This window comes from Hoeflea ulvae, from assembly GCF_026619435.1.
GTDB classification, from domain to species: Bacteria; Pseudomonadota; Alphaproteobacteria; order Rhizobiales; family Rhizobiaceae; genus Hoeflea; species Hoeflea ulvae.
The window spans coordinates 1,473,570-1,497,381 of the sequence record NZ_JAOVZQ010000001.1; the positions used below are offsets into that span (position 1 = coordinate 1,473,570).

The 23,812-nt window shown below is 62.3% G+C and carries 19 protein-coding genes and 1 pseudogene; 5 read left to right on the forward strand and 15 right to left on the reverse strand.

Annotated elements, in window-relative coordinates:
• Positions 1-2: 2 nt before the first annotated feature.
• Both OEG82_RS06860 and OEG82_RS06865 read left to right on the forward strand, forming a co-directional pair.
• Positions 3-881, forward strand: coding sequence for an amidohydrolase family protein (locus OEG82_RS06860; RefSeq protein WP_267611688.1), 879 nt, complete (start codon positions 3-5; stop codon positions 879-881).
• Positions 882-926: 45 nt separating this feature from the next.
• Positions 927-2,498, forward strand: coding sequence for an acyl-CoA dehydrogenase family protein (locus tag OEG82_RS06865; protein WP_267611689.1), 1,572 nt, complete (start codon positions 927-929; stop codon positions 2,496-2,498).
• A 36-nt stretch (positions 2,499-2,534) separates the two neighbouring features.
• Here OEG82_RS06865 and OEG82_RS06870 read toward each other — a convergent pair whose 3' ends face one another.
• Positions 2,535-4,187 (reverse strand): sulfatase-like hydrolase/transferase, encoded by a 1,653-nt coding sequence (locus OEG82_RS06870; RefSeq protein WP_267611690.1) that lies wholly within the window; start codon positions 4,185-4,187, stop codon positions 2,535-2,537.
• Complete coding sequence (locus OEG82_RS06875; RefSeq protein ID WP_267611691.1) at positions 4,184-4,693, reverse strand: MarR family winged helix-turn-helix transcriptional regulator; 510 nt, start codon at positions 4,691-4,693, stop codon at positions 4,184-4,186. The genes OEG82_RS06870 and OEG82_RS06875 overlap by 4 nt, the downstream gene beginning before the upstream one ends.
• Before the next feature lie 138 nt (positions 4,694-4,831).
• On the opposite strand from OEG82_RS06875, the gene OEG82_RS06880 reads away from it, so the two are divergent.
• Together OEG82_RS06880 and OEG82_RS06885 are read left to right on the forward strand one after the other, a co-directional pair.
• Positions 4,832-5,890 (forward strand): TAXI family TRAP transporter solute-binding subunit, encoded by a 1,059-nt coding sequence (locus tag OEG82_RS06880; protein WP_267611692.1) that lies wholly within the window; start codon positions 4,832-4,834, stop codon positions 5,888-5,890.
• Between the two features lie 82 nt (positions 5,891-5,972).
• Positions 5,973-8,339, forward strand: coding sequence for a TRAP transporter permease (locus OEG82_RS06885; RefSeq protein WP_267611693.1), 2,367 nt, complete (start codon positions 5,973-5,975; stop codon positions 8,337-8,339).
• A gap of 84 nt (positions 8,340-8,423) precedes the next feature.
• On the opposite strand, the gene OEG82_RS06890 is transcribed toward OEG82_RS06885, so the two are convergent.
• From OEG82_RS06890 to dctP, 5 genes and pseudogenes are all read right to left on the reverse strand, one after another.
• Positions 8,424-9,971, reverse strand: a complete 1,548-nt coding sequence (locus OEG82_RS06890; protein WP_267611694.1) for a malonate--CoA ligase — start codon at positions 9,969-9,971, stop codon at positions 8,424-8,426.
• Positions 9,961-11,298, reverse strand: a complete 1,338-nt coding sequence (locus OEG82_RS06895) for a malonyl-CoA decarboxylase (RefSeq protein WP_267611695.1) — start codon at positions 11,296-11,298, stop codon at positions 9,961-9,963. Before OEG82_RS06895 ends, OEG82_RS06890 begins: the two co-directional genes overlap by 11 nt.
• Positions 11,295-12,610, reverse strand: a pseudogene (locus tag OEG82_RS06900) (TRAP transporter large permease). Before OEG82_RS06900 ends, OEG82_RS06895 begins: the two are co-directional and overlap by 4 nt.
• Positions 12,607-13,104 carry a TRAP transporter small permease subunit gene (locus OEG82_RS06905; protein WP_267611696.1) on the reverse strand — a complete coding sequence of 166 codons (498 nt, stop codon included), beginning with the start codon at positions 13,102-13,104 and terminating at the stop codon, positions 12,607-12,609. Before OEG82_RS06905 ends, OEG82_RS06900 begins: the two are co-directional and overlap by 4 nt.
• A gap of 75 nt (positions 13,105-13,179) precedes the next feature.
• Positions 13,180-14,175, reverse strand: a complete 996-nt coding sequence (dctP, locus tag OEG82_RS06910; protein ID WP_267611697.1) for a TRAP transporter substrate-binding protein DctP — start codon at positions 14,173-14,175, stop codon at positions 13,180-13,182.
• A 145-nt stretch (positions 14,176-14,320) separates the two neighbouring features.
• On the opposite strand from dctP, the gene OEG82_RS06915 reads away from it, so the two are divergent.
• Positions 14,321-14,989, forward strand: a complete 669-nt coding sequence (locus OEG82_RS06915; RefSeq protein WP_267611698.1) for a GntR family transcriptional regulator — start codon at positions 14,321-14,323, stop codon at positions 14,987-14,989.
• 61 nt (positions 14,990-15,050) lie between these two features.
• Here the strand turns inward: OEG82_RS06915 and OEG82_RS06920 are convergent, their stop codons facing one another.
• From OEG82_RS06920 to OEG82_RS06955, 8 genes are all read right to left on the reverse strand, one after another.
• Positions 15,051-16,049 carry an ABC transporter ATP-binding protein gene (locus tag OEG82_RS06920; RefSeq protein ID WP_267611699.1) on the reverse strand — a complete coding sequence of 333 codons (999 nt, stop codon included), beginning with the start codon at positions 16,047-16,049 and terminating at the stop codon, positions 15,051-15,053.
• Positions 16,050-16,057: 8 nt separating this feature from the next.
• Positions 16,058-17,110, reverse strand: a complete 1,053-nt coding sequence (locus OEG82_RS06925) for an ABC transporter ATP-binding protein (protein WP_267611700.1) — start codon at positions 17,108-17,110, stop codon at positions 16,058-16,060.
• A 1-nt stretch (position 17,111) separates the two neighbouring features.
• Positions 17,112-18,008 (reverse strand): ABC transporter permease, encoded by an 897-nt coding sequence (locus OEG82_RS06930; RefSeq protein WP_267611701.1) that lies wholly within the window; start codon positions 18,006-18,008, stop codon positions 17,112-17,114.
• A complete protein-coding gene (locus OEG82_RS06935; RefSeq protein WP_267611702.1) occupies positions 18,005-18,946 on the reverse strand; it encodes an ABC transporter permease in 942 nt (313 codons plus the stop codon). The genes OEG82_RS06930 and OEG82_RS06935 overlap by 4 nt, the downstream gene beginning before the upstream one ends.
• A gap of 92 nt (positions 18,947-19,038) precedes the next feature.
• Entirely contained in the window at positions 19,039-20,676 is a 1,638-nt protein-coding gene (locus tag OEG82_RS06940; protein WP_267611703.1) for an ABC transporter substrate-binding protein, read from the reverse strand.
• A 97-nt stretch (positions 20,677-20,773) separates the two neighbouring features.
• Positions 20,774-22,156, reverse strand: a complete 1,383-nt coding sequence (locus tag OEG82_RS06945; RefSeq protein ID WP_267611704.1) for an MmgE/PrpD family protein — start codon at positions 22,154-22,156, stop codon at positions 20,774-20,776.
• A complete protein-coding gene (locus tag OEG82_RS06950) occupies positions 22,156-22,932 on the reverse strand; it encodes an SDR family NAD(P)-dependent oxidoreductase (RefSeq protein WP_267611705.1) in 777 nt (258 codons plus the stop codon). The genes OEG82_RS06945 and OEG82_RS06950 overlap by 1 nt, the downstream gene beginning before the upstream one ends.
• Positions 22,932-23,660, reverse strand: coding sequence for a GntR family transcriptional regulator (locus OEG82_RS06955; RefSeq protein ID WP_267611706.1), 729 nt, complete (start codon positions 23,658-23,660; stop codon positions 22,932-22,934). The genes OEG82_RS06950 and OEG82_RS06955 overlap by 1 nt, the downstream gene beginning before the upstream one ends.
• Between the last annotated feature and the right edge of the window lie 152 nt (positions 23,661-23,812).

Here is a 23,812-nt window from a genome sequence, read left to right on the forward strand (position 1 = left end):
CAATGGTAGATTTTTCAAAAGTCCGCGCAATCGACTTCCATACCCATGCGGAAGAATCCTGCGGCTGCCACGCCGATGACGGCTATGACGAGCTGCAGTCGACAATGGCCAAATATTTCGGTGCGCCCTGGCAGCACCCGCCGACCATTCCCGAGACGGCTGCGCATTACCGCGAGATGAACATCGCGGCGGTGATCTTCCCGGTCGATGCCGAGCGCGAAACCGGCTATCGCCGTTACAACAACTACGAGGTCGCCGAGGCCTGCGCCGAGGAAAGCGACATCCTGATCCCCTTCGCCTCGATCGATCCGCACAAGGGCAAGCTTGGGGCCCGTGAGGCGCTCGATCTGGTCAAGAACCACAACATTCAGGGCTTCAAGTTCCACCCGACCATGCAGGGCTTCTACCCCAATGACCGCATGGCCTATGATCTTTACGAGGCGATTGCCGAAACCGGTAAGCCGGCGCTGTTTCACACTGGCCAGACCGGTGTCGGCTCCGGCATGCGCGGCGGCAATGGCATGCGGCTGAAATACTCGAACCCGATGTATATCGACGATCTGGCGGTCGATTTCCCCGACATGCCGATCATCCTCGCGCACCCTTCTTTCCCCTGGCAGGAAGAGGCGTTGTCGGTCGCCACCCACAAGCCCAATGTCTATATCGATCTCTCCGGCTGGTCGCCGAAATATTTCCCGCCGATCCTGGTGCGCTATGCCAACACGCTTTTGAAGAAGAAGATGCTGTTTGGCTCCGACTGGCCGATGATCGCACCGGAAAAATGGCTCAATGCCTTCGACAAGGCCGAGTTCAAGGACGAGGTGCGACCACTGATCCTGAAGGAAAATGCCATGCGGCTGCTGGGCGTTTCCGAAAGCTGACAGCGCCGCGAAACCGATGAATGCTGCGTGAGAACGGACACCTGAATGCTGCCCTTCAAAGCCCCCGTCGATGACATCCTTTTCTCGCTGCTGCGCGTGGCGCGCGCCAGCCGTGTCGAGGGGCTCGATGTCGAGCTGTTGCGGGAGATCATCGGTCACTTCGCAAGCTTTGCCGAAGAAGTCATCGCGCCGCTGGACGAACCCGGCGACAGGCAGGGCTGCCGGCTGGAAAACGGACGGGTGCGCATGCCTTACGGGTTCCGTGAGGCCTATGCGGACTATGCCGCGCAAGGCTGGCCGGGACTGACCCTTGCCGAAACCCATGGCGGCCAGGCGCTTCCCGGCGTGGTTCTGGCCGCAATCTCCGAGATCTTTTCCGGCGCCTGCCATTCCCTGCAGATGGTGACCGGGCTGGTTCCGGGGGCTGCCCGCACGATCGAACGCTTTGGCACTGAGGCGCAGAAGGCGCGTTATCTGCCGGCGCTCGCCTCGGGCGCATGCCTCTCGACCATGTGCCTGACCGAGCCCGGTGCCGGGTCCGATCTGTCGATGGTGCGGACCAGGGCGATTAAGGGTGGCAAAGGCTGGAAACTCAGTGGCGAAAAGATCTTCATCTCGGGTGGCGATCAGGATCTCTCCGACGATATTCTGCATCTGGTTCTGGCCCGCACCGGAGCGCCGGAAGATGGCGTCAAGGGCCTGAGCCTGTTCCTGTGTCCGTCGCAATCAGATGGGGTGCGCAATGCGGTCAGCGTCATCCGGATCGAGGACAAGATGGGGCTGCACGCCTCGCCAACCTGCCAGCTGCTGTACGACAGTGCCGAGGCGGAGCTGCTGGGCGGTGAAGGCGAGGGGCTGCACGCCATGTTCACCATGATGAACCATGCCCGTCTCGATGTTGCCCTGCAGGGTGTTGCCCATGCGTCACGCGCCCATGACATTGCCAGTGCCTATGCGGCAGAACGGCGGCAGGGCCGCAAACCCGATGGCGCACCAGCGGTGCTGAGCGATCATGCCGACATTCGCCGCATGCTCGACACCCAGAGATCGCTTGCGCTCGGCGCCCGCGCAATGTGCCATATCGCGCTGGTCGAGCTGGAACTGGGAGGCCGTCCGCAACTGATCGAGTTCCTGACCCCGCTGTGCAAGGTCTTTGCCACCGAGGCAGGCATGCGATCGGCCGATCTCGGCATCCAGGTTCTGGGCGGCTACGGCTATCTGCACGAGTACCGGGTGGAACAGACTTTCCGCGATGCGCGCATCACCGCCATCTATGAAGGGGCGAACGGCATTCACGAACTCGGGCTGGCGACCCGGGGTCTCAGCGTGCACAAGGGCGCCGGCGCCGATGCCTTTGGAAACCTGATCACCGAACTGGCCGAAGACGCCCCTGATGTCATGGGGCAGCTTGAGGCCTGGCGTGCTCTGCGCGCTCAGGTGGTTGCCAGCGACCAGCCTGCGGAGCTTGCCCACGAGTTTGCCCAGGCAAGTGCGCAGCTGTTTTTTCGCGCGGTCTGGAACCGCATGGCCACCGGCCGGTCAGACTTTGCCGATGCGGCCGAAATGGCCAGGCTTTCCGGTTTCGTGGCCCGCAAGCTCAAGGGGTCGTGGTTTTAGGCCCCGGCCCGTTTCCCGGACCCCAAGCGGGCAGGTTCAGGAACCGGGCCGGCCGGCCGGGGTCAGGCTGGCAAACGGCATGCCCGTGGCCTCTTCGAATTCGGCCTCGTCCCAGAACCCGATCAGGATGCCGCTTTCCGCTGTTTTGCCCTGCCGCAGCAGGACCTCGGCAGTCGCCGTGATGCGTGTGTGATATTGCAACGCCCAGGTCAGCAGCGCCTGCTCCATCTCCGCACGGATCCGTGTGTGGATGGCTGTGTCGGATCCACCCAGATCGATGAGCTCATCCGGGTCGCTTTCGAGGTCGAACAGCACCGGCCGGAACCCTTCGCAACGGACATATTTCCAGCGCCCGTCAAAGATCATCACCGTGCGCGCATTTTCCTGCGCAACCTCCAGCGCGCTGGCCATCTCGAAACTGGAATAGTCATGTTCGCTGATGGCGTAGCGGCGGGAAAACCCTTCGGTCGCATGCAGCAGCGGGGTCAGATCCCGGCCCTCTACGATATGCGGCTTGGACGCGCATCCCATGGCTTGCATGAAGGTGGGCGCAAGGTCGATCATCTCGACCAGCGCATCGGAGACCGTGCCGCGGGTCGTGTCTGCTTCAGGTCGCGGATCCGCAATGATCAGCGGCACTTTTGCCGCCACATCGTGATAGAAATCCTTGTCGCCCATCCAGTGGTCGCCCATGTAGTCGCCATGGTCCGAGGTGAACGCAATGATCGTGTTCTCGCTCAGTCCTTTCTCGTCCATCCAGGCAAGCAGCCGCCCGATATTGTCATCCAGTTGCTTGATCAGTCCCATATAGGCCGGGATCACATGCTCGCGCACATGGTCGCGCGAAAAGCTGCGGCAGACGCGGGCCTGCTGATAGGCGCGCAACAAGGGGTGGTCGGTGTCCCGCTCGCCCTGTGAGCGGATCGGATCGACAATATGCTCGGCGCCATACATGTCGTGATAGGGTGCAGGCACGATATAGGGCCAGTGCGGCTTGATATAACTCAGGTGACACAGCCACGGCTTGTCGCCCTCCATCGCCTCACTCATGAAATCCATCGCCCGGTTGGTCATATAGGCGGTTTCGGAATGTTCTTCGGGCACATTGGCGGGCAGGCGCGAATTCTTCAGCAGCCAGGCCGACATCAGCTCGCCATCGGGATCGATGCCGGAATTGGCGAAATCCTCCCACGGATTATCGGATTTGTAGCCGAGACTGACGAGATAGTCGTCATAGGCCGACCAGTGTTGGCGCGGGCTGTCGGGGTGCAGCCCGTCATCGCGCTCGAACGGTTCAAAGCCGCATTCCGAAACGCGCACGCCGATCTCGCTGGCCGGATCTATGCCGAGCCAGGCCATGCCCTCGCGGTCGGCGATCATATGGGTCTTGCCCACGAGTACTGCCCGGGCACCGGCTTCGCGCAGATGGTCACCAAGTGTCGGCTCCCCGACACGCAGTGGTATGCCGTTCCAGGTCGAGCCGTGGCTGCGCACATAGCGGCCGGTATAGGCCGACATCCGCGAGGGACCGCAGACCGGCGATTGCACATAGGTCTTGGTAAACCGCACGCCGCGCGCTGCCAGGGCATCGATATGCGGGGTGTGCAGATGCGGGTGGCCGTAGCAGCTCAGATAATCGAACCGCAACTGGTCGGCCATGATCCACAAGACATTTGGCGTATCGGTCATTCGGCGGGGTCTCTTTCCAGAATTGTGTCGACGGGGCGGCGCAGCAAATTTTCCAGCCGGTCGAGAAAATCGACAAAGGTGGCAATCTCCGCGTCTGAAAATTCTTCTTTCAAGGCGTCACGCCGCTGTTTCATCACCGGGGCAGCGGTTTCATAGGCAATTCGTCCCGCCTCGGCCAGTGCGACGACAACCTGGCGGCCGTCAATGCTGTCGCGGGTCATGGTGACAAACTGTTTCTTGTGCATCGCCGGCAGGGCCCGGCTCAGTTGCGAATGGTCGGTGCGCTGGATTTCGGCCAGGTCACGGATCGTCATGGGACCCGCTTCATACAGGTCCCACAGCACCCGCCATTCCACCACGGACAGTCCGCCGGCGCGCTGCAACACGCGCTGTCCCTGCAGCCGGGATGCGGCATAGGTGGCGGGCAAACGCGAAAACAGGTTCTGTTGCTCGCGGGCACGCCGCTGCCTGATCCGTTCGGCCTGTCGCTCTGATGGTTGTTTCATTGCTGCTCCCCCACGGGGCCGAGTAGACACCGAAAAAAAATGCGTGACAAGTCATATAATATCTGCAACCTTTCGGATACAGCCCCTGTCACATGGGGCGCGGCACCTTTGGAGGGGTGCTCAACCGGGAGGAACATCATGATAAAAACCGCACTTCTTGGGGCAACCCTTGCACTTGTCCCGCTCACCGTCGCCGCACAGCAGGTGACGCTGACGGCCGAGACATCGAGCGTCGGCTCTTCGCCGCATTATGTCGACACCACACTTGCTGCCGTTCTTGAAAGCGCCGGCGTGGCGACGGTGCAGATCACCGAGGGCGCGACGCTGACCAATTCGGTCCAGGCTGTTGCCGAGGGGCGGCTGGACATGGCCGCTGCACCGATGATCCTGCCGTTTTTGCTATCCCGCGGAATTGGTCCGTTCAGCGGCGTCGGGCCTGAAAAGGGCGCCGAAATGGCCAGCAATATCCGGGTGATCTTCTTTCATGCCGGTTCGCATCAGATTTTCGGCCATTACAACTCTGCAAAGGTCGACGATATCCGCAAGCTCGACGGCCTGCGCATCTGGAACGGCCCACCGCGCGGCGCGGCGCTCACCTCCGGGCGGGCGATGATCCAGCTCCTGGCCGGTCTCAAGGACGGCGAGGGCTATGAGGGTGTCCAGACGGCATGGCCCGACGTGATTTCGTCCGTTACCAGCGGCGGTGTGGATGCCTGGACCTCGCCCGACGGACTTCCCTCCGGCCGGCAGATCCAGATCGCTGCGGCGGGCGGCATAACCCTTTATGACGTGCCGTCGGATCTTCTTGCCAGCGAGCTGGGACAGCAGATCGTCGCGGCTCCCGGGCATGCGCCGTTCTCGATGCCGGTTGAAAAATATCGGGCAGCCTATGCCGGCAACGACATCACAATTGTCACCGATGACGACACGTTCGACAGCTATGCCACCGCCTTTGCCGAAATCGTTCCGGCCGGCATGGATGAACAGCTGGCGTTTGACATCGTCACGGCCTTCCTTGCCGGACAGGAGCGTTTCGAGACCAGTTCACCCATGGGGCCGAACCTGGCTTTGACCTTTGGTGATGTCGACGGTGTCAGCCAGGGGGCCTGTGGCGCCGTGAAGATCAAGATGCACCCCGGCGCCATCCGCGCCTATGAAGCAGCCGGCCACACGATCGCCGACTGCCTGCGTCCCTGATGCTGTGATCCCGGCCTGAAGCATCCTGCTCATTGCATGCGTTTCAGGCCGGGTCCTTTTCTCCATTGACTGGATCCATGCCGTGACAGACGCAAGCTTGCCGCGCCGTTCCGCAGGACAATTGATCGCCATGGCGCTGGCGCTGATCCTTGTGCTGGTCGGCATGGTCAACACCATGCCCGAAATTGCCGGTCTGCAGGACTGGGCGCGCGATGTCACCGGGCAGCCCTATTTCCGCATCTCGGGCTTTCCGACCGAGTATTTCTTCCCGCCTGTTTTTCTGCTGATGATGACCATCGTGGTCCTCGATGCCAGTTTTTACCGGGCCTGGAAAGTGGAAAACCCGCGTCGGGCCTGGCTCGGACTGGCATTGGATCTGGGCTTGTTGCTGGCCGCCTGTCTGGCCGCCTTCGGCTATCTCGTCGAGATCGACAGTGTCTGCCTGATCGACCAGATTACCGGCGAGCGTGCCCGGCTGATTGAAGAGGCGGCATCCCGCTCCGACGTCATTCCCGGCATATCATTCGACGCAGAAGTGCCTGCCTGCCAGACGCGCTTCGGCCTGTGGACTCTGCCGCTGCTGTTTACCATCATCACGCTGTTCTTTCTCTACAATGTCCGGGTCTGGGGCCTGCCGCTCGTCATCGTCGCCAGCACCGTGGTGATTTACACCGTCGGCACGGCCTTGATCTGGATGTTCGACCTCTCCGACAACAATTTCCTGCTGACCAAGCTTGGTGCCGATGGTGGCGATGTCATGGCGGCCGCGACCCAGAAGGCCACCAATGTCTTCATTTCGCCTGACGGGTTCATGGGCCGGTTCATGGACATCGTCGTCAACGAGGTCTTCCCCTATGTGATCCTCGGGGCGCTGTTCGGATCCTCGGCCGGCGGCACATCGCTGATCAAGCTCGCCGTGCGCCTGACCCGCCGCCTGCGCGGCGGCCCGGCCCATGCGGCGATCATTTCCTCGGCGCTTTTCGGCACCATCACCGGTGGTCCCGTGACCAATGTGCTCTCCACCGGGCGGCTGACCATCCCTATGATGCTGCGCAACGGCTTCAGCAAATATTTTGCGGGCGGTGTCGAGGCGGCGGCATCCTCGGGCGGACAGATCATGCCGCCGGTGATGGGGGTGGCCGCCTTTGTGCTGGTGGCGCTGACTTCGGTGCCCTACACCAAGGTGATCACCGCGGCATTTCTGCCTGCGATGGCGTTCTTCTTTTCGATTTTCCTGGCGGTGATGTTCCAGGCCCGGCGCGACAAGGTCGAGGCGATGAATGAGATCCCCGAGGATCTCGTCATGCACCGCCAGGACTGGATCAACCTGATCATCATCTTCGTCCCGATCCTGACCATCCTGTTCCTGCTTCTGGGCAACAAGGACACTGTCGGGCTTGGTCCCCTGGGCTGGATTCTGGGCGCTGAGACCGTGCTGCGGGACGGCGTCCGAGTGGTGACCGAACGCGGCGCAATTTTGCAGACCATCGTCAATGCCACCGGCGATGCGATTTCCGCCGGTTGGTGGGCTGTGGCGGTGCTGGTGCCGCTGCTGTTTCTCGATCCAGCAACACGGGCCAGGCCGTCCAAGGTGCTGGTCTCCCTTGCCGAGGGCGGAATCCTGATCTCTCGGCTGTTTTTGCTGTTGTTTGCGGTGTCGATCATCGCCGCGTTTCTCAATGAGAGCGGCCTGACGGGAGAATTGACCCGGGCAGTCACGACCTGGCTCGAAAACGCCAATATGCTGTACCTGTTCGGCATGCAGATCCCGATTGTCGGCGGGGTTTACCTGATGCTGGCGCTGACCTGCGCCATGCTCTGCGCAATCCTGTTGGGCATGGGCATGCCCACGGTGCCGGCCTATGTCAATGTGGCCCTTCTGCTCGGCCCGTTGCTTGCCAATCTCGGCGTCAGCTTTTTCACCGCGCATATGTTCGTGTTCTATTTTGCCGTGGCCTCGGCCATCACGCCGCCGGTGGCGGTGGCGGCCTTTGCGGCGGCAACGATCACCGGCGGAGAGCCGATGCGCACCGGGCTGGCCGCAGTGCGGGTCGGTATCGTGATGTTCACCATCCCCTTCATCTTTGCCTGGTATCCGGAGATCCTGCTGATCGAAGAGGCGGTGACCATCACCAATGATCAAGGCCAGAAGGTGCTGATTGCCGGATACACCGGCCAGACCGACTGGGTCCAGCTCGGCCTGCTGCTGGGCCGTCTTGTGCTGTCGCTCTATCTGGTCGCCTCGGCCCTGGCGCGCTTCGACAAGAGCAGGATGTCGGCAGCGGAAATGTGGCTCAGGCTGCTGGTCGCCGTGCTGGTGCTGTGGAAAACGCCGCTGATCATGTCGATCGGGCTTGGCGCAGCCGCTGCCCTGCTTGTCTGGCACCATGTCTTGAAACGACCGGTCAGTCAGCCGGTAGACGGGGAGTCCGAACCGCACCGGGTTTGACGATCAGCAGGCGGCCAGAACCGGGCTCGCCTATCCGGCAATCGCCACCTTTCTTCCGGCCCGTCGGCTGATAGCGTCGCCGCGTCAGCTTTCAAGCAGTCCCTTGTAGGCGTCGCGCAGCACGTTTTTCTGCACCTTGCCCATGGTGTTGCGCGGCAATTCGTCGAGCACGACGACCCGCTTCGGCTGCTTGAAGCGCGCGATCTTCGGCTTGATCGAGTCGAGGATCACCGCTTCATCAAGCTCTGCGCCGGGTTTTGGCACCAGCACGGCGACGACGCCTTCGCCGAAATCGGCATGCGGCACGCCGATGACGGCGGATTCCAGCACGCCGTCTTCCTCGTCGAGCAGCAATTCGAGTTCCTTGGGATAGATATTGTAGCCTCCGGAGATGATCAGGTCCTTGGAGCGGCCGACGATCTGCACATAGCCGTCCGCGTCGATAACGCCGACATCGCCGGTGATGAAGAAGCCGTCATCGCGGAATTCTTCCTTGGTCTTCTCCGGCATCTGCCAGTAGCCGGCAAACACGTTGGGGCCCTTGACCTCGATAATGCCGATTTCGCCCTGCGGCAGGGTCTTGCCGCTTTCGGCATCGACAATGCGCAAGTTCACGCCGGGCAGCGGAAAGCCGACTGTGCCGGCGCGGCGCTCGCCGTCATAGGGGTTGGAGGTGTTCATGTTGGTTTCGGTCATGCCGTAGCGCTCGAGGATGCGGTGACCGGTGCGCTCCTCAAACTGCACATGGGTTTCCGCCAAGAGCGGCGCGCTGCCGGAGACGAACAGCCGCATGTGCTTGACCAGGTCACCGGTGAAGGCCGGATCATCCAGCAATCGCGTGTAGAAAGTCGGCACACCCATCAAGGCGGTGGCGCCGGGAATATTGGCAATGATCGCCTCGGCGCTGAAACCGGGCAGGAAGATCAGCGATGCGCCGGCGCTCAGCGCCACATTGGTGGCGACGAACAACCCGTGGGTGTGAAAGATCGGCAGCGCATGCAGCAGCACATCATCGGATGTGAACCGCCAGACCTTCACCAGCGTTTCGGCATTGGACAGCAGATTGGCATGGGTCAGCATGGCGCCCTTGGAGCGCCCGGTGGTGCCGGAGGTATAGAGGATCGCGGCCAGATCATCGGCTGCTCGGTCGACGCTGTCGAAGGCGGTGGGGGCCTTGAGCCCGGCATCGTTGAGCGATCCGGCGCTGGTCTCGTGGTTCTGCCAGACACCCATGGTCTCGAGCCCGATGCCGAGACCGGTTGTCAGCCCCTCATACTCGGTGCGTTTCTTCGGATCGCAGACAAAGATGCGCGGCGTGGCGTTGGAAAGGAAATACTCGATTTCCGCCGGTGTATAGCCGGTGTTGAGCGGCAGGAACACGGCGCCGGCCCGGACCACGGCGAGATAGAGCATGATCGCTTCGATGGATTTCGGCACCTGCACCGCCACCCGGTCGCCGGGCTGGACGCCCAAGTCCACGAGCACATTGGCAAAGCGGCCCGAGACGTCCTCGACATCGCCATAGCTGAACTGGCGGCCATCATCGGGCAAAGTCGCGAAAATGGCATTGCGGGTGTCGTCCGTGGCCAGCTTGTCAGCGAGCAATCCATCAAAGAGAAAATTACGAGCCATTTTTCGGTTTCCTGCCATTGCTGTTTGCGGCCGCTGCATCGGCCAAGGTCCTGACGTCCCTGGAGGTGAACACCGTATGGGACTCGGCGAAGCCCTCGTGGAACTGGCTGATCTTTTTCAGATCATAGAGATAATTGACCATCAGCCCACAGGACTGGCGCACCCCGTTGGCCGACAGGTCGGCGCCGGCGTGAATGTCATGGATCATCGCGCCATTGTTGAGATGGAACCGCGCCACCGGATCGCGCGGGGCGCCGTTGCGGTGCTTCTCGTGAACCAGATAATCGGCCGCTTGCCGGCGCAACCATTGCGACTGTTCGGCAAGCGGGCCCAATTCCCCTGTCTCCATGGCTCGCTCGATGTTCCCGGCAGTGACACTGCCCCCCGGCTGCTCGCTGACGGACTGATGAAGCCAGCGGTTGAAGCCCGGGATCGGCGATAGGGTGACAAAGGTGCTGATGGACTTCACCTCGGTCTGCAGATCCTCGACCACCTGCTTGATCAGCGAATTGCCGAATGACACGCCGCGCAGACCTGCCTGACAGTTGGAGATCGAATAGAACACCGCCGTGTCGGCGTTTTCAGGACTGAGGATCTTGCGGTTTTCCGCCAGAATGGCCTGCACCGAACCGGGAACGCCCTTGACCAGCGCCACTTCGACGAAAATCAGCGGGTCATCGGGCATGGCGTGATGGAAAAAGGCGTAGCAACGCCGGTCGGACGGCTCCACCCGGCGGCGCAGATCATCCCAGTCGTCGATGGCGTGCACGGCCTCGTACTTGATGATCTTTTCCAGGATGTTGGCCGGGCTCTGCCAGTGGATCCGCCGCGGCACCAGGAAACCGCGGTTGAACCAGGAGCTGAACAGATGCTGAAAGTCCAGATCGGTGCGCTCGAAGCTGGGGTGATCCTTGAGCAGCGTGAGCAGGCGGGCCCGCATCTTGACCAGCTCGCCGGTGGCGCCGGGAACCCGGTTGATGCGGCGCAGGAGCTCCTGCCGCTTGGGCTCGGCTGCATCCAGCAGCCCGGCGAAATTCTCGGGCGAGCGGTCGTTCTGGTACGCCGTGGTCAGCGCCTGCAGCCGCTCGGTGTCGATGTCCATCTCTTCGGTGAGATAATCGAAGAAGGCGATTTCCGCTTCCGGTGTGAGCTCGCTGAAACCCGACAGGATCTGCTGGCCCATATTGTGGCCGGAGACCTCGCCCTCGCTGGCAATAAGATCCTTGCACAGCGCGGTGATCGAGCGTCCGTCGCCCTTGATGCGGGCGATGCCCGGCCGCTCGAACAGGGTCGACAGCAGGTCGTAGAAGAAGCCGGACCGGTTCAAAGCGCGACCCCCATGATCAGTTCCGGCAGGAAGGTGACGATCTGCGGGAAGATGCACAGGATGATGATGGCGAGGATCATGCACATCACATAGGGCAGCGAGCCGCGCAGGATGGTGCCGAGCGAAATGTCCGGCGCGATCGAGTTGATCACGTAGAGATTGAGCCCGACCGGCGGGGTGATCAGACCGATCTCCATGTTGATGGTCAGGATCACGGCGAACCAGTAGGGATCAAAGCCCGCGCTGGTGATGATCGGCAGCAGGATCGGCGCGGTCATCAGGATCACCGCGACCGGCGGCAGGAAGAAGCCGGCGATCAGCAGGAAGACATTGATGATCCCCATGAGCACCCAGCGGTTGACCTCAAGATCGGAAATCCAGTTGGCGATGCTCTGGGTGACGAAGGTCGAGGACAGGGTGAAGGCGAACAGTTCGGACGCAGCGATGATCATCATGATCATCACCGATTCCTTGGTCGAATCGCGGAACATCGAGATGAACGGCTTGGCCGAGAACATCTTGTAGACCACGACCACCAGCACCAGGCAGAACAGGGCGCCGACGCCGGCGGCTTCCGATGGCGTGGCAACGCCGCCGTAAAGCACGAACAGGATGCCGGCGACGATGGCCAGGAACGGCAGCACCCGCGGCAGAATCTCGAGCTTCTGTCTGAGCGAATAGTGCCGTGTGACGTCCGAAAGCGTCAGCCCGCTGCGCCAGCAGGAAAACAGCGTCCAGGCCATGAAGATGGCCGTCAGCATCATGCCGGGAAGCACGCCGGCGAGAAACAGCCGGCCAATCGAGGTCTCGGTGGCGATGCCATAGACGATCATGGTGATCGAGGGCGGAATGAGAATGCCGAGCGTGCCGCCCGCGGCGATCGAACCGGCGGAGATCTCATCGGGATAGCCGCGCTTGCGCATTTCCGGAATGCCCATCTTGCCGATGGCAGCACAGGTGGCGGGCGAGGAACCTGACAGCGCCGAAAACAGCGAGCAAGCGCCGAGGTTGGACAGCACCAGCCCGCCCGGCACCCGGTTGAGCCAGCGGTCGAGCGCCTCGTAGAGGTCCTTGCCGGCAGGGGAGTTGGAGACCGCGGCCCCCATCAGGATGAACATCGGGATCGACACCAGCGTGAAGGAATTGAGCCCGGAAAAAAGGTCTCGCCGAGAATGTCGAGCGAACGAAAGCCGTCGATGATGAGCAGGGTGCCGATGGAGACGGCGCCCAGAGCAAAGGCGATGGGCATGCCGATGGCAAACAGCGCAATCAGCACGACGAGAATGAGAAGGCCGATTTCCAGCGGGCTCATGCGGGACGCTCCTCGGTGGCGGTCCAGTTCTTGTAGATCTCGGCGATGTATTGCATGCACAGAATGCCGACGCCCAGGGGCAACGGCAGCAGCGGGATCCACAGCGGCAGAGCCCAGACCGTGTCGGTGGTCCAGCCCTTCGACAGCGCCTCGTAGAAAAAGTGCCAGCCGGACCAGCCGAGCAGCGCGCAAAACGCCAGGCTCAGGATGGCGGCAAGCACATCAAGCAGGCGCTTGCCATTGCCGCCGAGCAGCGTGGGCAAGAGGTCGACCGACACATGGCCCTTGAGCATGAGCACATAGGGTGCGCCGATGAAGGTGGAGGCGATCATGGCGTAGACGACGAACTCGGTCTGCCAGACGGTGGAGGCGCCCAGAAAATAGCGGATGAACACCATCTGCGAGACCACAAGCGTGGACGCGGCAATCAGCAGCATGGACGACAGTCCGCACAGCCGCGACAACGTCTCGACGATCGAAACAAAGCGTTTCATGTCAGGCAATCCTCGGATCGATAAAGGGGCAGGCCGGGCGGGAAAAGGGGAGGCGAACCTCCCCCGATCCGGTGCTTATTCGACGGCGAGCGCGTCGTCGATCAGCTTCTGGCCACCAGGAACCTTCTCGGCAAATTCCTTGTAGGCCGTCTCCTTGGCGATCGCCAGCCAGGCGTCATAATCGTCCTTCGACATCGACACGACTTCGACGCCGGCCTTCTTGAAGGTGTCGACCATCTTGTCGTCGAGGCCGGCTGCTTCCTTGTCGAAATATTCCTCGGCCTTCTTGCCGGCAGCCATCACGGCTTCCTGCTGTTCCGGCGTCAGGCGGTCATAGGTTTCCTTCGAGATCAGCATCGGCTCATACATGAACCACAGCGAGTTTTCGCCCGGTTCTGTCAGGCAGGTGACCTGCTCATAGATGCGGTAGGAAACGAACGATCCCGACGAGGTGTTGGTGGCATCGAGCACGCCGGTCTGCATGCCGGTGTAGATTTCCGAGGACGCCATCGAGGAGATCGAGGCGCCGGCGCCAACCAGCATCTGCTCGAATGCCGGACCCGCAGCGCGGGTGACCTGGCCCTTGATCGACTCGGGCGAAGTGATGCAGTTCTTTTTCGAGGCGAAGGCGCCGCCGAGCCATGCGTCGGCGATGACGATGGCGCCATTGTCTTCGATCAGCTTCTTGATCTCGGTCATGAATGGCGACGAATTGAGCCGCTTGGCGCGGTCATGGTTGCGCACCAGGCCCGGCATCAGGGTGGCCGAGAACTGCGGCACGCGACCGGATGCATAGTCGAGCGGGAACGAGGTGATGTCGAGCTGGCCCTTGGTCAGCGCGCCCCACTGTTCCTTGGCCTTGTAGAGCGACTGGCCCGGATAGACCTGAACATCAAGCCCGACATCGGCAGCCGCCAGTTCCTTGGCGAAAAGCTGAACCATTTCGTCGCGCGCGTCGCCCTTGCCACCGGGAAACTGGTGCGATGCTTTCAGGGTTTCGGCCTGCGCAAGGCCCGTCAAAGCGATGGATGCGGCGAGTACGCCTGCAAACGCAGATAATCCTAGTTTCATGTCTACCTCCCAGAAGAATGTGCTCGAAGAACCTCCTCCGGTTCCGGCAACAATCAAGGGGACCATTTTTGGGATGCAATGTCAAACCGCTTGTATACAAGAATAATGAATTTGCATTTCGGCGCAGATTGGCGATGATATATCCATGGGCACACGCATTGCAGATTCCGTTCGCGAACGCATCGAGCAGATGATTGTCACCGGCGAATTCGCCGATGGCGAACGTCTCGACGAGGTCAAGCTGGCCGAGCAGTTCGGCGTCTCGCGGACGCCCTTGCGCGAAGCATTCCAGGCGCTGGCGGCGTCGGGCCTGCTGACCCTCGAAGCCCGACGCGGCGCCTTCATCCGGCATCCGGATTTTGTCGAGCTGGTCGAGATGTTCGAGGTCATGGCCGAGATTGAGGCGATGTGCGGCTTCCGGGCAGCGCGGCGCGTCACCGATGAACAGATGATTGCCATCGGCCTGACCATCGATGCCTGCGAGGCGGCGATCGCCCACGCCGATTTCGATGAATATTACCGCGAGAACGAGAAATTTCACCACCTGATCTATGAGGCCAGCGGCAATCGCTTCCTGGCCCGCGAGGCGGCTCGGCTGCACAAGCGGCTCAAACCTTACCGGCGGCTGCAACTGCGCGCCAATGGCCGCATGCCGCAATCGATGCGCGAGCATCGCGCCGTGTTTTCCGCGCTGAAGAACTCGGACTCAAAGGCGGCCGCTGCGACCTTGCGCCTGCATGTCGCCATTCAGGGCGAGCGCTTCAACGATCTCATGGCCAGCTACCGGCAGATGGCCGCGCTGAAGATCGGCTGACGTGGCACGTCTGAACGCCACTGTTCGCTCATTGTCACGCAAGGCCTGATACGGGCTCGCGTCAGTCGTCGCCCTCGACCAGGTGACAGGCGACCATATGTCCATCGCCACAGGGTTTGAATGCGGGAACTTCGCTTTTGCAGCGGCTGATCGCCACCGGGCAGCGCGTGTGGAAGCGGCAGCCCGAGGGCGGATTGATCGGGCTCGGCAGGTCACCGGCGAGCAGCATGCGCTCCCCGCGCGACACCGTCGGGTCCGGCGAGGGCACGGAGGACAGCAGCGCCTTGGTATAGGGGTGCCTGGGATTGGAATAGAGCGTGGCACGGTCGGCCAGTTCGACCAGCTTGCCCAGATACATCACCGCCACGCGATGGCTGATGTGGTAGACGATCGACAGGTCGTGGGCGATGAAGACATAGGCAATGCCGAGTTCCTGCTGCAGATCCATCAGCAGATTGACCACCTGCGCCTGGATCGACGCATCGAGCGCGGAGACCGGCTCATCGCAGACGATCACCGACGGGTCCAGCGCCAGGGCCCGGGCGATGCCGATCCGCTGGCGTTGCCCGCCGGAAAATTCCGACGGCAGCTTATGCATGTCGGCTTCGCGCAGCCCGACGCGGCGGAACAGGTCCTCGGTGCGCGCCTTGCGCTCATCCGGCGTGCCGATGCGGTGAATGATCAGCGGCTCCATGACGATGGCTCCCGCGGTCATGCGCGGGTTCAGCGACGAATAGGGGTCCTGGAAGATCATCTGCACGTTCCGGCGCAGCTCTCCATCCTCGATCCCGGCAATATCCTTCCCGCGTAGGCGGACCTGCCCCGAGGTGGGGGTGAGAAGCCGCGTCATCATCCGTCCGGCGGTGGATTTGCCGCAGCCGCTTTCCCCGACAATGCCGAGCGTCTCGCCCGGCGCCACCGACAGGGTCACGCCATCAACGGCCTGAACATGCCCGGCCACCCTTTGAAGCAGTCCCTTGTGGACCGCGAAATGCTTGGTCAGATCTGTAACTTCCAGCAGCGGCCCGTTGTGTGGTGTGTCCGGTGTATCGGGTGTCATGGACTGGCTCATCGGTTCAGTTCCCCCAGAGCTTCGGCCCGGAAACAGGCAACGAACTGCCCCGGCGCGATTTCGTCCAGTGGCGGGCGGGCCGCGGTGCAACGGTCGGTGACATATTTGCAGCGCGCGGCAAAAGCGCAGCCTTCGGGCAGTTCCTGCAGCGACGGCACAACGCCGGGGATTTCCTGCAGCCGTTCCGAGCCGTGCCGGGCGGTGAGGTCGATCTTCGGGATCGCCGCCATCAGGCCCGCGGTGTAGGGGTGGCGGGTGTGCTTGAACAGGTCCGTGACGCTGGCGCTTTCGACAACCCGCCCGCCATACATCACCACCACGCGGTCTGCCGTTTCGGCGACAACACCCATGTCATGGGTGATGAAGATGACAGCCATGCCGAGCCGCTCCTGCAGATCCTTGAGCAGGTTGAGGATCTGTGCCTGGATGGTCACGTCCAGCGCGGTTGTCGGTTCGTCGGCGATCAGAAGTTGCGGGTTGCAGGCCAGCGCGATGGCGATCATTACCCGCTGCCGCATGCCGCCCGACAGGTTGTGCGGATATTCCCGCATGCGCTGTTCGGGTTCGGGAATGCGCACAAGCTGCAGCAACTCGATCGCCCGCGCCGTGCGTTCGGACGATGTCAGCGTGGTATGGGTTTCCAGCACTTCGGTGATCTGCTGGCCGATCCGCATGATCGGGTGAAGCGACGACATCGGGTCCTGGAAAATCATCGCGATCTTGTTGCCGCGGATCTTGCGCCAGCCCTGGGAGTCCAGGCTGGTCAGATCTGTTTCGCCGAAGCTGATCCGCCGCGCCGAGATCTGTGCCGCCGGTTCCGGCAGAAGCCGGATCAGGCTCATTGCCGTCACGCTCTTGCCAGAGCCGGACTCGCCGACAATGGCCAGTGTCTCCCCGGCCTTGACCGAGAAGGAGATGTCGTCGACGGCAGTGACGCTGCCCGATCTTGACCTGAAACGCGTGGTCAGGCCCTCGACTTCAAGCACCGTGGATGCGGCGGCACTTGCGTCGGAGTGACCGGCGACCGGTGCGGTATCCGAAGAAATCATCTCAGATATCCTTGGTATGCGGGTTGAGTGAATCCTGCGTGCCGTCGACCACCAGATTCAGTCCGATAATGGTGATGAAGATGGCGATGACAGGCAGCATTGACGGCCAGGGATTGATGTAGAGCGTCGAAAGCCCTTCACGCACCATCAGGCCCCAGCTCGGCGTCGGCGGCTGCACCCCCAGGCCAAGGAAGCTCAGGCTGGTTTCGGTCTTGATCGCCGTGGCCAGCCAGAGTGTCGAAATCGAAGACATCTCGATCATCACATTCGGCAGCAGGTGACGCAGCACGATGCGGGTGGGACTGGCGCCGATGGAGCGGGCGGCTTCGACGAATTCGCTGGTCACCAGCGTCAGCGCCACACCGCGCGACATCCGCACCATGCGGGGCAGGAACGCCACCGCGATGGCAATGCCGACATTCATCGTGCCCTGTCCGAGGATGGCAACCACGACCACGCCGAGAATGACCATGGGGAAGGTGAGCAGGATGTCCATTGACCAGCAGATCAGCGAGTCCGTCCATTTCCCCCGGTTATAGGCCGCAATCAGCCCGATCAGGATGCCGAGCGCGGCCGAGGCCATGAGCGACAGCGATGCCAGGAAGATGGTGTGGCGGGTGCCCACGATCAGACGGCTGAACACGTCGCGCCCGAAGGCGTCCGTGCCGAACCAGTGCTCCGCCGAAAACCCCTTGTTGCGGTTGATCAGCGACTGTGCCACCGGATCCTGGGGGGCGAGCAGGGGTGCAAAGGTTGCCGTAAGGACAATGAACAGCAGGATCAGAACGCCGATCTGGCCGCTTGTCGGCAGGCGGCGCACGCGGGCCAGCATCTTGCCCGGAATGGCAAGCGGTCCGGTAGCCGGTGCCGCCGCTGCCGAAGTCTGCAGATTGGTCATGTGTAACGGATCCTCGGGTCAAGGAAGGTGTAGGTGACGTCGACGATCATGTTCACGATGCTGACGAAGGCGGCGTAGAAGATGATCGCGCCCTGGATCACGGTGAAGTCACCCTGCGATATCGCCCCGATGACCAGACGGCCGACGCCGGGGCGTCCGAAGACGAGCTCGATTGCCACAGATCCGCCGATGCTGACTGCCGAATAGATCCCGATCAGCGTCACGATGCCGACCCAAGCCAGTTTGAGGACATGACGGCTCATCACCCGGTACTCGCTCAGCCCCTTGGCCCGCGCGGTCCGGATGAAGTCGCGCGACATGATTTCGAGAACCGAGGTCCGGGTCAGCCGCGCGATATAGGCTGCAACCGCAAGCCCCAGCGCCATGGCCGGCAGGAACAAATGGCTGGCGCGGCTGGACAGGTCATCGAGATCGCCGCCGCCATTGACCGGAAACATCCGGAAGGTGATCGCGAAGACGATGAGCAGCAGATAGGCGATGATGAAGGGAGGCATCGAGATGCTGGCCAGCGTGCACACGCGGATGATCTGGTCCCACATGGTGTTGCGCTTGATCGCCGAAATGAAGCCAAGCGGAACGCCGACCACCACCCCGATCACCATGCCCCAGAATGTCAGGTCAAAGGTGTTGGGCAGGACCTGCAGGATCTGCTGCAGCACCGGGCGGCCGTTCTGCAGCGAGACGCCGAGATCGCCGCGCAGCAGGCCGGTCATATACATCACATATTGCTGCCACAGCGGCTTATCGAGCCCCAGGGACTCGCTCAGCAGCGCCACGCTTTCGGCGGTCGCATAGCTGCCTTGAATGGCAATTGCCGGATCGGTGCCGCCAAGGCGGATGCCGAAAAACATTGCCGTCATGACGACAAACATCGCCATGAACATCAGCAGGAGGCGGCTCAGTATCAGTCTCGCCATGGGCCGGTCAGTTCCTTACGTATCGAGGGACGCGGGAAGCGTGCGATCCCGGCCGCCGGAAATCATCCGGCGGCCGGAAAGCCGTTCAGGTGTCAGACCGAGGTGGCCGGCGACAACTGGTAGAGATATGGCAGGCTGGTCACGTCATCGCCTTCGGCGATCTCGTAGCCCAGATTGACATAGCCCTGGCGCAGAACCGGGGTCGACATCGTGCCCAGCGGCACGACCGGCAGATCCTTCAGGGCAATCATCTGCGCCTTGGCGAATTCCTCGAGCCTGACATCGGGATCACCGCTGGCGATCGCCGCCTGATAGGCCACGTCGAAGTCCGGATTGCAGTATTCCGCAAATCCCTGGACGCCGCTCGGCTGGCTGACGCGCGCGTCGCACAGGAAGAATTCCCGCATCAGATATTCGGCGCTCGGATAACGCGAGCTGATCGACCAGACCAGCGATCCGCGCTTTTCCTTGATGATCGCAGCCACCCAGGATCCGTGATCCAGAATGTCCAGTTTCAGCGCGATGCCGACCTTGGACAAGCGCTCCTGCACGATCTGGGCAAGCGCCAGATAGTCGCCGCGCTCGCTGCACACCGTGCTGATCTCGAAGCCGTCGGGGAAGCCTGCTTCGGCCAGCAATGCCTTTGATTTCTCCGGGTCGAAGCCGTATTTCAGCTCGTCGGGGATGTCGGCGGTCTTCAATCCGCCGAAATAGCTCGGCGGAATCGATGAATTGGTTCCCTTGAACACCGGGCCGAAGAACTGCTCGAAATCGTCGCGGTTGATCGCATGGGCGATCGCCTGGCGCACCAGCGGGTTACCCAGCGGCTCGACGGTCGCCTTCATGTGCAGATTGACCGAACGTGCCGGTCCAAGCAGATCGACCTTCGGATTGCCGGGCGTGGAATTGACCACTTCGGTCAGCCAGTCCTCGTTTGAAGCGCCCTGGATGATGTCCAGCTCCTGCTGCACAAAGGCAAACCGGCGGCTGGTCTCGTCCGGCACATAGGAATAGACGACGCGCTCGAGCGCCGGGGCGCCGGCATAATAGTCCTTGTGCGCGGTAAGGGAGATATTGTCCTGCGGCGTATAGCGTTCGAACTGGAACGGACCCGAACCCACCGGTTCGGTCCTGTAGAGATCGCCCATTTCCTCAACGGCCTTGCGGCAGATGACGAAACCGCCCTGCCAGTTGGCCATCGCGGTCACGAAGGTCGGATCGGGTTCGTTGAGGTGGATGACGACGGTGTAGTCATCCGGGGTCTCGATCTCGCCCATATTTGAATAGAGCGGGCGGAAGGTCGACTGTTCGCTGTCGCGGACATTGGCAAGCGAATAGGCAACATCGGCCGAGGTCACTTCGCCGTAGCCCTTGTGCCACTGGACACCCTTGCGCAGATGGAAGGTGTGGACGGCAAAGTCGTCGGACATTTCCCAGCTTTCGGCCAGATCGGGCTGAATCGCGGTGATGTTGACGCGGGTCGGCTCATAGCGGACCAGGCCGCTGAAAATCGAGGCGATGACCGGCACGTCGTTGCCGCCGGTTGCGACATGGGGATGAAGAACGCCGATGTCGCGGGCGTTCAGGCCGATGCGAAGCGTATTGGCCTGTTGCGCCAGGGCGCTGGTCGGCAGCGACATGCTGGCCGTCGCGATCAAGCCGCCGATACCATAGGCAAGCACCTCGCGGCGGCTGAGGCCGTTGGTGGTGGAATGAGTAGGTTTTGTCATTGGATACTCCCAGTTTTCAGTTCGGTTCCAGTTGTTTTTTGTAGTTCCCTGCGTCTTGTCGTTGCCCCTTGATATCGGCACGGGGTCATTGGGCGGCCTAAAGATTGACCATGAAGGCGCCCATTCTTGCGGCTTCCGGCAGCGTCTGAACCAGGTCAAACCGCCGGAGGGCCTCGCTTTCGTCGCAGCCTGCAAAGCTGCAGCACGCGACAAATTTCTGTTGGATTTCCGCAGCACTCAGCGGATTTCTGGCGCTGCCGCGGGTGTCGGTCACGGTGACCTCGATCTGCTCGCCGCTGTGCAGCGTCGCCCGGGTGCGCACCGGAAGGCCCATAGCATTGGCCCCGTTGGGCAGGCTGTGCATGGTGATGCGCGACAGGCTGTCATGGGTGGCAAACCGGGCCACGGCTTCGGCGGTCAGATCGCTCAACGCCAGCTCCCCGGTGTCCAGCACGCGCGCGGCGCAATAGGCCATGCTGAACTGTGCCTGGGTCACGTTTTGCGGCCGGTCAAAGCGAAGATTCCCGGCAAGATCGGCAGGAACCCAGGTTTCGAGACGGGCGACCGACTGCGCGTCGACACCGCGTGAAAGCAGGTCCAGCACGCCGTCGAGAGATTTGTGGGTGGCAGCGCAGGACGGGAACCGCTTGAGTTGAAGCACTCCCGCGGCCAGGGCATCGCCGATCCGCAGATCGGCCATAGCGTCGGTTACCTGTTTCTGATCCGGATTGGCGCCGAACTGGCGGAGCATGCCCCACGTGCCGGATAGCGGTTCGGCGTCGCCTGCAATCCCGGCCCGCGCCAGCAATGCGGCCTCGACCGCAGCGCGCGCCGCCAGACCGGCATGGATCGGCTTCATCGGCGTGCCGATCTGTTTCCTGCTGCCGCCGATCATGCTTGTGCAATTGCTGATCGCGGCAAGAATGCCGTCGGCACCCAGCCCCAGCAGATGCGCGCATCCCGCTGCCGCGCCAAGCGCGCACACGGTCGAGGTGGAGTGCCAGCCGGCGGCATAATGTTCGGGATTGGCCACACGGCCGATGCGGTCCTGCACCTCGACGCCGGCGACAAAGGCACTGACCAGGTCTGCACCCGAGCGGTCTTCTGCCTCGGCAACGGCCAGCAGGGCGGGAACCATGACGGCCGAAGTGTGGCCTAGCGCCGTGGTGCAGGCGTCGTCGAAATCCAGCGCATGGGCTGCCGTGGCATTGACAAGGGCTGCGTCCGGTGCCGTGCGTCCACCGCCCTGGCCGACAACCGTGCAGGCGCCGCCTGCTGTCTGCGCGATGGCGGCAAGCCCCAGCGGAGCGCTTTCGCGCGCACCCGCAATCAGGCAACCGATGGCGTCAAGAATGGCGGATCGCGCCAGCGGCAACAGCTCCGGGCGCTGGGAGATCCGGAAGCCGGCGGCGGACTCTGCCAGGGCCCGCGCCATGCCGTCAGCGACGCCGGCATCTTGAAGTTCGGTGGTCATCCCCATCAGAACGACCCTCCGTTGACCGGCAGGATCTGTCCGGTGATGTATCCCGATCTGCCGAAGCCGAGAAACAGGACAGCATCGGCCACATCTTCGGCGGTTCCCAGGCTGCGCAGCGGAATGCTTTCGATGATGTCGCGCTGTTTTTCAGCACTGTAGCTCTCCCACTGTCTGCGGGTCCCGGGCGAGACCGGCTGCAGGCCGGGCGCCACGGCATTGACGGTCACGCCATAGGGACCGAGTTCGTGGGCAAGCTGGCGGGTCAGCCCGTGAAGGGCGTGTTTGGCGGTGGTATAGGCCTGAACGCCGGTGCGCGAGGCGCGAAATCCTGCGCCCGAGGTGATGTTGATGATCCGCCCGAAGCCTGCGGCCTTCATCGACGGGGCGACCAGCCGGCTCATCAGGAACGTGCCGCCGAGATTGACATCGAGCACCGCGTCCCAGTCCGCCAGATCGATATCCTCGATCGGCACCTGGCCCCGGCCGACGACGCCGCCGGCATTGTTGACCAGGCAGTCGACATGACCCAGTTCGGCAATCGCGGCCGGAATGGCCGCAGCCACGGCAATGCGGTCGGTAAGATCGAGTTCGCACAAAATGGTGCGGTCGGCGTCAAACTGCGCTGCCTTGAGGCCTGCGCCGTCGAGATCCACCGCGCAGACGCGAATTCCCTCGTTGAGCAAAGTCTCGACAATCGACTTGCCGAACCCGGTCGCAGCACCTGTCACGATCGCCGTGCGATCATCGGAAGATGTCGGCTGCTGACCTGGTCGTGTCATCAGCGGCGCCCCCTTGCCGGGTTGCGGGGCGTGCCCAGGGCGCGCTGGTGTTCCGCAATGATGAGCAGCGCCATTTCCGCGGCGCGTTCGATGTGAATGCGTGCCGCCTCGGCGGCCCGCTCGGCATCGCGGGCCTGCACGGCCTCGCCGATCTCGCGCAGCTCGGACATGCTGCGCTCGGCCCGCCCCGGCCAGCGCGTCGACGAGAAGCGGAACAGCGCCATGCGATTGTGAAGGGTTGCCAGAGCCTGGCTGATCGCGCCGTTGTCAGCACCTTCTGCCAGCACTTCATAGAACCGGCGCGAGGCGTCGATGACGCCGAGCATGTCGCCATCGGCATGGCCGCGCCCGATATCCTGGACGCAGGCGTTGAGCGCCGCGACCTGCGCATCGGAGGCGCGCTGCACGAACAGCGACGCGCAATGGCTCTCCAGCAGTGCGCGCATCTCGTAAAGATTGCGGGCTTCCTTTTCCGTCAACTGGGTCACGATCGGTCCGCGAAAACGCACCACGGTGATCAGGCCCTCGGAGGCGAGGGTGCGGATTGCCTCGCGCACGGCGGCACGGCTGACGCCGGTGAGTTCGCACAGCTCGCGTTCGCTCAAATGCTCGCCGGGGCGGAATTCACCCGCCACGATTCCCTGCCGGATCCGGACTTCTGCGAGCTCGCTCACACCCTGTTCGCGCGCCGCTTGTCCGGTGGTGTCGGTCAGTTGCGTGGCACTCACGCTGTCCGCCTCGTTTTCTTTCATGTGACAATCGGTAAAATATTGTCTGACAATTGTCAAACAAATTTGCATATGATAATTGACGTATTGTCATACTGTGTCGACGAGCGGCGAATCCGGCGTTCGATTGACGGCACGCAAATCAATTCAGG